13 protein-coding genes and 1 tRNA gene are annotated in these 11569 nt (G+C 56.8%); 10 read left to right on the forward strand and 4 right to left on the reverse strand.

What is annotated here, in order from left to right; translation table 11 throughout:
* Positions 1–1016 (reverse strand): TniB family NTP-binding protein (locus AC5DC2_RS11540; protein ID WP_491698573.1); only part of this gene is annotated, 1016 nt, incomplete at its 3' end.
* Positions 1013–2278 (reverse strand): TnsB C-terminal domain-containing protein, encoded by a 1266-nt coding sequence (locus tag AC5DC2_RS11545; protein ID WP_491698584.1) that lies wholly within the window; start codon positions 2276–2278, stop codon positions 1013–1015. The genes AC5DC2_RS11540 and AC5DC2_RS11545, both read right to left, overlap by 4 nt.
* Here AC5DC2_RS11545 and AC5DC2_RS11550 point away from each other — a divergent pair.
* Positions 2277–2666 (forward strand): transposase, encoded by a 390-nt coding sequence (locus AC5DC2_RS11550; RefSeq protein ID WP_491698574.1) that lies wholly within the window; start codon positions 2277–2279, stop codon positions 2664–2666. The two genes, AC5DC2_RS11545 and AC5DC2_RS11550, sit on opposite strands and share 2 nt — an antisense overlap.
* Here AC5DC2_RS11550 and AC5DC2_RS11555 read toward each other — a convergent pair.
* Complete coding sequence (locus tag AC5DC2_RS11555) at positions 2633–2818, reverse strand: hypothetical protein (RefSeq protein WP_491698575.1); 186 nt, start codon at positions 2816–2818, stop codon at positions 2633–2635. The two genes, AC5DC2_RS11550 and AC5DC2_RS11555, sit on opposite strands and share 34 nt — an antisense overlap.
* A 928-nt stretch (positions 2819–3746) precedes the next feature.
* On the opposite strand from AC5DC2_RS11555, the gene AC5DC2_RS11560 reads away from it, so the two are divergent.
* From AC5DC2_RS11560 to AC5DC2_RS11600, 9 genes are all read left to right on the forward strand, one after another.
* The gene (locus AC5DC2_RS11560) at positions 3747–4331 is read left to right on the forward strand and encodes a hypothetical protein (RefSeq protein WP_491698576.1); all 585 of its coding nucleotides are present in this window, start codon (positions 3747–3749) and stop codon (positions 4329–4331) included.
* A 140-nt stretch (positions 4332–4471) separates the two neighbouring features.
* Positions 4472–5032 carry a DNA-binding protein gene (locus AC5DC2_RS11565; protein ID WP_491698577.1) on the forward strand — a complete coding sequence of 187 codons (561 nt, stop codon included), beginning with the start codon at positions 4472–4474 and terminating at the stop codon, positions 5030–5032.
* Between the two features lie 357 nt (positions 5033–5389).
* Positions 5390–5848 (forward strand): hypothetical protein, encoded by a 459-nt coding sequence (locus tag AC5DC2_RS11570; RefSeq protein WP_491698578.1) that lies wholly within the window; start codon positions 5390–5392, stop codon positions 5846–5848.
* On the forward strand, positions 5845–6420 hold the full coding sequence (locus AC5DC2_RS11575) for a hypothetical protein (protein WP_491698579.1): 576 nt from the start codon (positions 5845–5847) through the stop codon (positions 6418–6420). The genes AC5DC2_RS11570 and AC5DC2_RS11575 overlap by 4 nt, the downstream gene beginning before the upstream one ends.
* Positions 6417–7442 carry a phage protease gene (locus tag AC5DC2_RS11580; protein WP_491698580.1) on the forward strand — a complete coding sequence of 342 codons (1026 nt, stop codon included), beginning with the start codon at positions 6417–6419 and terminating at the stop codon, positions 7440–7442. The genes AC5DC2_RS11575 and AC5DC2_RS11580 overlap by 4 nt, the downstream gene beginning before the upstream one ends.
* Before the next feature lie 4 nt (positions 7443–7446).
* Positions 7447–8343 (forward strand): Mu-like prophage major head subunit gpT family protein, encoded by an 897-nt coding sequence (locus tag AC5DC2_RS11585; protein WP_491698581.1) that lies wholly within the window; start codon positions 7447–7449, stop codon positions 8341–8343.
* Between the two features lie 532 nt (positions 8344–8875).
* The gene (locus AC5DC2_RS11590) at positions 8876–10126 is read left to right on the forward strand and encodes a phage tail length tape measure family protein (protein ID WP_491698582.1); all 1251 of its coding nucleotides are present in this window, start codon (positions 8876–8878) and stop codon (positions 10124–10126) included.
* The gene (locus AC5DC2_RS11595) at positions 10126–10902 is read left to right on the forward strand and encodes a hypothetical protein (protein WP_491698583.1); all 777 of its coding nucleotides are present in this window, start codon (positions 10126–10128) and stop codon (positions 10900–10902) included. Before AC5DC2_RS11590 ends, AC5DC2_RS11595 begins: the two co-directional genes overlap by 1 nt.
* A 109-nt stretch (positions 10903–11011) precedes the next feature.
* A complete protein-coding gene (locus AC5DC2_RS11600) occupies positions 11012–11293 on the forward strand; it encodes a transposase (protein WP_491698585.1) in 282 nt (93 codons plus the stop codon).
* 200 nt (positions 11294–11493) lie between these two features.
* Here AC5DC2_RS11600 and AC5DC2_RS11605 read toward each other — a convergent pair.
* Positions 11494–11569 (reverse strand) — tRNA-Ile (locus AC5DC2_RS11605).

Consider the following 11569-nt stretch of genomic DNA (forward strand, 5'->3'; position numbering starts at 1 on the left):
CATACACGCCCAGGTGGTCCGAGGTGAGCTGCGTGATCGACTTCATGCCGCTGTAATGCCAGATTGGTATCGATGACGCTCCAATTCTCCGCCCAGAACGGATTCAGCTCGTCATCGCAGTCCATGCGAACAGCATAGGCCTCGGCAAAATCACCGATGTCGATTTCGCGCCGCTTCGCGCCGAGGCATTCTCCGATCGCTTCGATTGTCATTTCCATCGCAACGCCGAAGCGATAGTTGGCCGCGTGAAACAAGATCTTGATGAATTCATTCTGGGCCAACAATTCGTCTGCCGGGGCCAGTTTTGCGCGTTCGAGCAATGTTCTGATAGCATTCCGGAAAACCTCGCCATCAGTCCGGAAGTCGAGTGGTCGCATCTCGATGGGGCGGAGTCTTCGCGTCAGGGTGGGGTCTTGAGTGACAAAATCCCTCCCTTCGGGTGTAGCAGTCAGGATCAGGCAAACCGGCCATTCTTGATGTTGCATCAAGTTCCTGAAGTTTTTCATGAAATACCCGATGCTGTCACTGGTCTTGTAGCGTCCGCTATTCTGAACTTCATCAAGATGCAGCGCTATGACGCCGTTCTCCTTCATGTGTTTCACAACAAGAGAAGTCAGATATCTTTCCTTGCGAGCGCGTTCGATCGGGTACCCAAGCACACCAAGAATTTCCGTCAGCGTGTACTGCACGGTGGAGCGACCGGGCACAACGATGCTGACAATGTGTTTGCCAAATTTCCGATTGACATCTTCAGCCGTCGCCGCGTGATATTCGGCTATGATTTCCTTTGCGATCCGTGATTTTCCGGCTCCCGCATCGCCTATGAGAGCCGCGCCCTTGAGTTCGGTCATGCCTGCTTGCAGGCGCTGTTCGCGCGCTTCAAGAATAGAAAAAACGCGGTCCCTGAAGTCCCAATAGGTTTGGGTCTTGACGAAGTAATCCTCCAACCCGACCAGGCGAGCTGCGATCTTGCCGTAGGCGTCGAACTGATCAGCTATAGAATTTGTGCTGGTCATCGCGCGCCCCCCATGTGTCTTCTGCGTCTGATCGCGTCCGAACGAAACCGGTCCATCGGTGTTGGAGTATCTTCGCGATATTCTTCCTGATCTTGATGTTCGTCAGTGAACTCGTTGTCCTGGATTTCAGTGCCCGCATACGGCGGATCCACGTACTCATCCTGACCGATGAATGGTCTTTCGTGCTGGCCTTTGCCAAAGCTCAGTTCCCGTTTGGCACGGTCGATCTCATCGCTGGTATAGCCCATCATACCAATGTCTGATGTTCTGAGAATTTCATTGACGAGCTTGTCAGCATTTTCGATGGCTTCAGCCTGCGCCCTTTCGCGGGAGAGATTTTCCGCTTTGATGCGTTGCCGTGCCGCCGCTTTTGCGTCCTGCCATTGCCTTAGCGTTTTTCCGCGCATATCCGGATTAAGGCACGGGACAGTAATCAGTTCTTCATTGGCAACGACGGAGATACCACCGAGGTCGAAGGGGTCGACCTTGATCCTGACCTTTTCACCGGGCTTGGCAACGCGATCGTCCAATCGGGCCAAGCGTTGATTGCGGGTGAACTCGTTTGCATAGGTCAAGCCCGCATAGCTGATACCATTTTCGGTGATGTTCGCTTCAGCCTCGAAGCCGCACGCTTCGCGCAACCGACCGGGTAGTGGCATCAGCAAGGGATCGTAATCTTCGTGTTGGATGAGCTCATCCCATACCGCCGCCGGCGTCCTGCCGTTCAGACCGCGATGGGGCGAGTTATGGTAGCGGGCGATAAACGCGGTAAAAAGCTTATGAAGTTCGTCATCAGTGATGCAAGCTTCCTCGCCAGGTTTCCTGTCGTTGCGCGTTTGCGGGTTGTTGCTGGTGTAACCCGGCAGATAGCGTGCAAGTTGCAGGTCACACGTCCGAAAGAAGCGCTCGATATGTCCACGCAGCCAGGAAACGCCTGCTGCCGTGTTCATCAGGGATGCTCCGAGAGTGCGCACACCCTGGGCAAACATTGCTCCGCCAAAAGGTAATTTACCGAACTCGGAGCCATTGTCATTGGCGACCTGTTGTATCGGGCAGCAATAGTTGTAGTGGCCTTCTTTGATGCCGATTTCTCTGAGTAGATAGGTCTTATCGGAGGCGGACATTCTCAAGGCTTCCAGGGAAGCGTCTATGGTTGGATGTTTGCTAGGCGGTGTGGACGGATTGCCGCAGTTTGAAGAAATGGGATTCCCCGGCTGAGCGTTGTCTGATTCATGGGATGTCGACTGATTGGAGGTCGACATGAGCACGAAGATGACAGAGGACGACTGGCGGGTAGCGCTTGAGGCTTTTCAGGCATCGTTACCCCGACGTGGCGATAAAGGCCGGGATGACCGGCTTTTTCTGGAGGCCCTTCATTATTTCGCGGTTCACAATATCACATGGCGTGCCCTGCCGGAGCGCTTCGGCAAATGGAATAGCGTCTGGAAACGGTTCGACCGACTGAGCAAAGGCGGCACCTTCGATCTCTTCTTCGAGCATCTGGCCTCTCTGTCCTCCACGGCCAGTCTGGTTCAGATGTTCGATTCCACGATCGTCCGCGCTCATGTTTCGGCTGCTGGCGCAAAGGGGGGCAGAAAGGTCAGGCGCTCGGCCGGTCACGCGGCGGTTTCACGACCAAAATCCATCTGAAGACGGATTTCGACGGCCTGCCAATCGCATTCGATCTGACCGGTGGCGAAAAAGGCGATGCTCCGCATTTCCGGATCCTGTTGGACCTCGGTCCCGACGTGACACCCCGCGCGGTTGTCGCGGATAATGTAACCCGCAATATCAGTTGGCATTTCCGAGATTATCCGGGAATATGTGAGAATTCGTGGGAAAAGCCTTTATCTAAAGGCAGTTGGCGAGAGTGGACGCGAACGGGCGAAAATCGCGGCGCGCAAGATCAGTTGGCACTTGCGGTGCAGATATCGGGCGTTTTGCGGTGGGCCAAGGCCGATCCTATCACAGCCGGGGACGAGCGGCGCGGAATTCGTGTAAGTGCGGTTTGAAAAAGAGGAATTTCGAACGGGAAAGCCACGAAGCCCGACAACAGAAGCTACTTTCGGCGTGGAACGGTTAATCGAAAGCGGGAAACAGCTTCCTAGTTTGGAATATTTCCCTAAACCCTTGAAAAATGGATATTTTCTATCGAACTGCCGGAGATGAACTGGGAAGTAATTTTCTTGCTGGGGGCACGAAAGTCGATCGACGCATATAGTATAGCAGCTTTACCCTTGGTCTTGCGTGAAGTCAGAATTGGTTTCGGAGATTGCGCAAACAATCATGTCATTGAAATATAATGATAAAATATTTAATAGTCACTGCGAACTCCGAATCAAACACTTGCGCCAATCGTAAAGCGATTCCGCTTTATTTGAGCTGCACATTAGTTGCCACAGGAGTGGCCACTAATGTCGCAACACGTGTGGCGTTTGTATTTGGTCGCAAAGTCGCTCCGGCAGTGCTTCCGAAATAGGGTCAAGTTTGACCCTATTTATGCATTCTGACATTCGAGCACACCGAAACGCCCCACGCCCGGCTTGACAATGGCGGCTTTCATCACGAAAGTGACATCGGAGCTTGAAAACTCTACACGGTGGGATGCGCCACCAAGGCCGGTGCAAGAATAGGAGCAGGTTTGCCCCTAATTCTGTATTCGCGCCTGAACGGCGCTTTTTTTATGCCCTGTCTCCGGGGCGTGGCCGACATGCTTGCGGCCGGGAGGACATGGCGAATGTCCAGGGCGAGAGCCTAAAGGTCATGTTGCCGTCCGTGTACGGTTTTCAACTCCCGGCTTCTGCGCCGACCGCAGAGATACGCCTTGAAAAGCGTTACACGGAGACCGAAATGACCAACCGTTTTTATAGCAGCACGCATCCGCTCGACCGCTTTCACCACGCGCTGGAAGCCCTCGGTGCGATCAACGATCTTATTTGCTCGACCCTCGAACATGGCGACCCGGCGAACCACCTTGCACCGGGCATTTTTCATATCATCAATCAGCAATGCTACGATCTCGATCAGCTCTATGAGCACTTCCGTTCAGTTGAGGAACAAAAGGACGAATCTGCAGAAGCGGTCGAGACCAAGACGGCGGCGTCCAAGCCCAAAATGAAGACATTGGGCGAGTTGATGAGCAATACCGAACGCGCTATCGGGCAAGAGGTTGTCGATGTTGACGGCATCGCGAAGGCCGCCGACCTTGAACCAGCCGCAGTTCAGAAAGTGGTTTCCATGCTGATCGCTGCCCGCGCGCCAAAGGAACGCGACGCGCCGGGCAGAAAGCGCGGCAATAAAGCCGTCAATGAATAGGAGCCTTCCGGTAGCCCGCTTGATCGGGCTACCGGCTCACTAAGCCCATTTCATCCTATCAATTTGGAAGGCGCACGAGGCGTTCCCCGGTCAGGGTCAACGCGCGGGCACCTTCATCATGTCATTATGGAGAAGGCGGTATGTTTGAGCTTACCGTGTCCGTGCCTGCTGACCAGTGGGCCTATAACCAGCGTCGGCTTGTATATCTGGAAGCGCTGCTGTTGCGTGTGGTGCGCGATCAATCGAAAATTCAGGAGTGGTTTTCCTCTGCCGATCTTGAAGGCCAGCGCCTGCCCGGCTTGCCTGCCACGCGCGACGGAATTTCCAACAAGGCGTCAAATGAGAAGTGGCTGCGCCAGAAAGCCAAACAGGCGGGCCGCTTTCACTATGTCTATCACGTTTCCAGTCTGCCGGCCCGTGCCTTCGATGCGCTGATATCGCGTATTCTGGACCTACCGGAAATCGACACGGTTGTGATGGCGCTGCCTGACCTGCCGGATATTCCGCTGGAAGTGCACGAGCCGGACGAAAACACCGCGCCGCCGTGGGTTCTGCCCTTGCTGCGGATCATGCGAACGGAGACCTATGGCGACATAGGCGAGGCGTGGGTTATCCTGCAGGAGCGATTGCCGCCCGGCATCGTCGCGCCGGACGAGGCGGAGGCGGCACGGGTGCTTGTGCGGCTCGGGCTGGCCGGATGACGGCTGAAATCGACGTCAAAGCCCTTTCAAAGGCCGTGGGGCGCGTTCATGGACTTCTGCGGCATTGCTACCGATCGCCCCCCCCAAACGTCGCTCTGCGGCCTTTCTTGCGAAATCTGGCGTTCAGGCGTATAATCTAACTCAGAGCCGCCATGACAACCGGGAAATTCGCACGTCCGGTTGGGTGATCCCGTCCCGGAAACGGTGACACTCTTACGGGGATGGTGGCGTACCCCCTTGGCGGCTCCCGCTCCCCGTTTTTTCTCTTTACGGCTGACAGCTGACAGCCCTGACAGCTGTCAGCCGTGTGGCATTGCTGCCTCTCGAATGCGAGCGGCGGCAATGACGAAAAGACCCTTGATTTCCATCGACTGGTGCGACGACGAGCAGGAACATCTGCTTGACGACATTCGCGAGTTGGTGGGCGATGAAGTCGCGGACAAGCTCATCGCCGAAGCTGGCGGGATGCGCATTTCGTTGCCCCGACCGTCAGCCCTTACGCCTAACAGCCGGATTTCCCGCTTGATCGGCTATGAGGATGCGAAGCGGATTGTCGATGCCGTTTGCCCCGCATCCGTTGGGGTTGCACAGTTCACTGTTCCGCTTTCGGTACACTCCAGACAGCAGCGAACCAATCAACGACTATCGGAGCTTCTGAGCAGGGACGGCCTGACGTCCAACGATGTCGCCCGTCTGGCAGGCGTTCATGTGCGAACCGTCTATCGACACAAGGCCAGAATGCGACGGGACGGCGAATATGTCGGCACGCCCGAAACGCTGAAACAAGCTGATCAGCGCAGGGAGGGCCGAGAGTGATGATTGCCAACGGCCTGATCATTCTGGTATTGTCGGGGTTCTTCCTGACAATCTGTCGCCACCTCTCGCAAACCTGTTGCGAATGGCAACAGGTTTGCGACTGGTTCATGCTTTTCGGCATGGAAATCACTTGGCTCGACAAACACGGCAATCCCCTATCTTGGCGCATTCCTGCGCATTTTATGGTCTATATCGACCTGATCGGTCTGGATATGGCCGCGAAGCTGTTTCTGGAACTCGGCGGCAGCTGCGTGTTTATTCCGGTGTACCGAAACTCTGAAGCGTCTTCTCTTGCCAGATGTATCGGTACGGAAAACGTTTTCAAACTTTCGAAAAAGCTCTCCGGGCACAGGCGCATCCCGTTTGCCCGGCCGTTTCTGGCGCGTTACCTGCGATCCAAAGGCGCGAACAATCAGGAGATCGCGAGGAAACTGCGGGTCTCGGATGTGACGGTTCGCAGCTACATCAACAAAGTGAAGCAACCGCTCACCATTGAAGAAAGGGCCGCGCGCCTTCGTCAGCAACTGGAGAACGTGGAAGCGGACCTGCGTATTGTCGGAGGCGGTGAATGAGCGCTCTGCAATCTTCCATGACGGCCGTCGCACTCATAACGGAAAACGCCGGTCCCGCCCAAAGCTGGGTGCACCTTGTTCCGGCTGGCGAGTTCTCCGGTATAGACGGACGCGGGCCGTACCGGCTCGATGATCCCGAAGGCGTCATCAACGGCACGCGGCAGCTCTTCGGTCAGCGGCAGATCGTCATCGACTACGAGCATCAGGCCGAGAACAGCCAGAAGAACGGCAAGCCAGCGCCAGCGGCGGGCTGGATCGTCGGCCTTCAGGCGCGGGAAAACGGTATCTGGGGCCTTGTTGAATGGACCGATACCGCCGCCGCCCACATCGCAAAGCGGGAATACCGCTACATCTCGCCGGTTTTTTACCACACCAAAACCGGTGTCGTGACGCGCCGGCGCAACGCGGCGCTCACCAACTCACCAAACCTTGACCAACTTATCGCGTTGAACCGCGCAGGGGCAGACATGGACAACGACGAACTTGCCGAAAAGCTCGCCCAGGCGGCGCAGCTGCTCGGCCTTCCCGAAACGGCGGGCAAAGAGGAAATCACCGCCCGTTTCAACAGCATTTCCGCACTGGCAAAAGAGCTTGCGGAACTCACCGGCGAACAGATGGTTTCGGAACAGGCGGCCGTGCCCGATCCGTCCAAGTTCGTGCCGATTGGCGACTACAAGCGCGCCATTTCCGAGGTTAACAAGCTGCGCTCCGGCGTCACCAAGGAAAAGGCGGAAGCCCATGTGGCGCAGGATATCCGCAACGGAAAGATACCGCCTTTCATGAGTGAATGGGCCGTGTCGCTCTGCACCACGAACCTTTCGGCCTATGACGAATTCGTCTCCGGCGTCGGCGGTAGCTTTACCGAACTCCTGAAGCCGTCTCGCGTAAACGCCAAGCCGCCTGTCTCGCTGTCGTTCAATTCTGCCCTCTCCAGCGAGGAAAAGGCGGTCTGCCGCAACATGGGCCTGACGCCCGAACAATATCTGAGCGCGCAGGGCCGCGCCGACCGGAACATGGAGTAATCCCGTGATCATCAACGAAGCAAATCTGAACGCCATGTTCAACGGCTTCAAAGCGACCTACAAGCAGGGCTTTGAAGGGGCGGCTTCCCAGTGGAGCACCGTTGCCATGAAGGTTCCGTCCTCGACGGAAAAGGAAACCTACGGTTGGCTCGGCCAGCTTCCCGGCATGCGCGAATGGATCGGCGACCGGGAAATCAAGAACCTGATCGCGAAGGGCTTCACGGTCGAGAACCGTGACTTTGAAATGACCGTCGGCGTGCCGCGCAACAAGATCGAGGACGATCTTTACGGCATCTACACGCCGTTCGTCGCGGACATGGGCCGCGCGGCGGCAGCACGCCCTGACGAGTTGGTGTTCTCGCTTCTGGCGAAGGGCTGGACGGAAGCATGCTATGACGGCCAGAACTTCTTCGATACCGATCATCCGGTCAAGGAGAACGGCGAAGACGTTTCTGTTGCCAACACCGATGGCGGCACTGGCGAGCCTTGGTATCTGCTCGATACCAGCCGCGCTATCCGTCCGCTGATCTTTCAGGAACGGCGGACCTACGACTTCAATTCCCTGACCGATCCGAGCGACGAAAACGTGTTCATGCGCAAGGAATACATCTACGGCGTAGATGCCCGTGGCGCGGCTGGATTTGGCCTCTGGCAGCTTGCGTGGGGATCGCGGCAGGAACTGACCTCGGCAAACTACGCGATTGCCCGCAAGAACATGCAAACGCTGACTGGCGACGAAGGCAGGCCGCTCGGCATCAAGCCCACGGTTCTCGTGGTCGGCCCGAACAACGAACAGGCCGCGCTCAAGCTGATCAACGCGACCACGCTCGAAAACGGCGAAAGCAACGAGTGGCACAATACGGTGCAGATCGTCGTGACGCCCTGGGTGAAAGCCTCGTAACCTTTCTTCCGCGCAAGTTCTTGTCCTCAGCTGGCTTGCGCGGAAGGCGTGTTCCTGACGGGCGGCTCACGCGTTCGCCAGGAACACTTGCCTCCATGCAGCAACCTGCCACACCTGCCCGGTATGGAGGCAGATGAAGCGCCCCGGCCGGGTCAGTGCTTTTCTGGCCGGGGCGTAACTTTGGAAGGTTTTAGTCGCCATGACGCAACCGATGAAAGCCTCGATTCTTCTTGCGGTCGATAATACGGACGCGAAACGCGACCTGAAGGAAACGCAGCGTGATTTTGAAGCGACTGGCGCTGCGGCACTATCAGCTCAACCGCATGTACAGCGCTTGGTCGAGGCAACCACAGGGCTTAGCCGCGCCCAGACCGACAACCGCAATCGCGGCGGCGACATTGCCGCTTATGGCGCCGAACTCGACAGGCTGCGCGGCAAGTACAATCCGCTTTTCGCCGTCACCCAACGCTACAAGCAGGAAGTCGCAGAGATCCGACAGGCCCAGCGTCTCGGGGCGATCTCGACCGATGAGATGACGGCGGCGATCAGCCGCCAGCGGCAGGCAACGTTGGCCTCGATCGACGCTATCAAGGGTCGCAACACCGCTGCGATGATGAGCGGCGGCTTGGCCGGTTTCAATGACAACAACGCCCGTTTCCGCCGTCAAAACCTGACCTATCAGCTCTTCGATATCGGCCAGACGGCCGCTATGGGTATGAACCCGGCCATGATCCTTGCCCAGCAGGGGCCGCAGATCGCGCAACTCTATGCCGGACAGGGCGGCGCGAATGCAGCGATGAAGGACTTCGGCTCGGTTCTCAGCGGAGCCACGCGCTTCATCACACCGTTGACGGCCGGGATTGCAGGACTGACGGCGGCAACCGTTCTGGGTGCGAAGGCCTATGACGATTATATCGGCAGCATCAAGGAAGTCGATACCGCCGCCAGCGGCCTTGGTCTGGCGGTTGCCGGAACACGGGCTGAGATGGATGAAGCGGCGCGCGCTGGCGCGACCGCTGCCGGTATATCCGTCAGTGCTGCCCGCCAGATGCAGGCCGGCTTCCTGAGAACCGGAAAGATCGGCTCGGAAAATTACGAGGACCTTATCGGTCTGTCTCGTGACTTCGCAGCGACCATGGGCATAAGCGCTTCAGAGGCCGGAGACGCCTTGGCGGAAATGTTCTCTGATCCGGCCAAAGCTGCCGCGACACTTTCGCAGCAATATAACCTGATCGATGCGGAAACCGCCAGATACGCTCGCAATCTCGCTGCCCAGAACCGTACAGCCGAAGCGCAGGCCGTCTTGCTGGATGCATTGCCCGAAAGGCTGGCAGATGCAGCGGAAGCGACAACGGCGCTTGGCCGCGCATGGCAGGCGGTCGCGACGGGCGCGAGCAACGCCATGGACTGGACAGGCCGCGCGATTGACAACATCACAGGCGGTGTCGAGAACAAGAGCGATGCGGAGCTGAGGGCAATCATCGCGCAGGCCAACGAACCGGGCAAGCGTGACGGCTATTCGCTGGAAGACAGCATATCGAAACAGCGTATCCGCGCCGCAGCCGAAACCGCCGACCTAAATACCCAGCTTGAGCGTCAGAAGGATGCTTGGGGCGACCTGCGTGCTACTGGCGAGGGTGTCATTGACGAGATTTTTGACGGTTTGTTCTCCGGTGATTTCGATCCTGAAGCGATACTTCAAAACGTCGCGTCCGATATCACCAAGTTCATCGTGGACATGCCAATCACCACTCCCATTCGATCGAGCCTTTGCGAGGAATAATGACCGCCGTAATCATGATCAAATACAGCGATTGCATCCAGATCGTCACTGATGCAGCGGCCTATTCCAAGGATAACAAGCTGCGCAAGGTGATGGATAAATGCTGGTATTCCGAGAGGCTTCCTGTTGCCCTGACAGGACGGGGCAACAGCCACGTTGTCGAGATGCTCGGCAAAGCGGTCGTGACCATGGCCGACAATGTCGAGACCATGGACGACTTCATCGCCTGGCTGGATGTCATGGCCGAAGGCTTGAAGCAGCATTGCCAGACGCTCGATGAAAAGGAATGGAATTTCGATCTCTTCTTAGCGACCTACAGCGAAAGCGAAGGTCTTCAGCAACGTGTCCTGTGGAGCTACGATGGCATTTACGATGAGCCTCGTTACAGGTGGCACAGAAGAGAAGGCATTCTGAAGGGCGCGCCGGACATCGACCCGTTGGCTCTCCATCAAAAAGGTTGGAAGCTGGGCATAGAGGACCCTCAGTTCCTACCTACGCACGGAGCTGACCTGCTTGACATGATGCGCCAGAACGTGTTCGGCAAAGGAAGCATGCTGCACAAGGAATGGGCCGACTTCGGCGCAGTGGTTGGGGGACACTGCCGCCTGACGACAGTAAGCGCAGCCGGGGTGCGGTCGAAAATTCTCAGGTCGTGGGCCGACCCACTTGACGAAACCATTGACCCGTATCGAGATATGGGGAATGTTGAGGCGATAGGAAACCGGCGCGAACGGCGAGCGAAGAAGGCCAACGCAAAGCGACGTATGGTTGTTTGAACCTAGCTTTTACAGAGCATATTTAAGTGCCCTTGGAAGCCTCTTTAAAAGCCGTTCGGAAGCAGTTCAATTTGCTGCCACTCGATATTGCGCGCCGCGCCAACCGATTTTGCGCGCTACAGATAAGGGGTATGCCAGCAAGGCTAACCGAAACGCGGCCCGTTCTCGCGGAGCCATTCCGGTGATCCCGCATAAAACCAACGAGAAAGACAAACCTGCCCGCTTTGCCAAGGCTATCTACCGAGGTCGCGCCCGCATCGAGCAGGCTGTAGGAAAGCTCAAGCGCTTCAAACGGGTGGCTCTGCGCTGCGAGAAAACCAAACGCAACTTTTCAGCCATCGTGTCAATCGCTGCAGCATTCAACCTCATCAAATCCGTCCACACAGCCTAGATACCCGAGACTAACAGTTTACGACGATTCATGCAGGTCATCCGCTATCCCGAAGTATTTTCCACATTGAAGCGCGACGGCTTTTGGAAAGTGGTTTGCTGCAAAACCAGCTGTCAAAATTGAAAAACCGCGCGTCACGCTACAGTCGCAAAGTCGGCGTTTCCGTGTCGGACGACAACAATAACGTCAAAATTCAGGGATGGTGGGCCTGGAGGGACTCGAACCCCCAACCAAGCGGTTATGAGCCGCCGGCTCTAACCATTGAGCTACAGGCCC

This window comes from Martelella sp., from assembly GCF_984369615.1.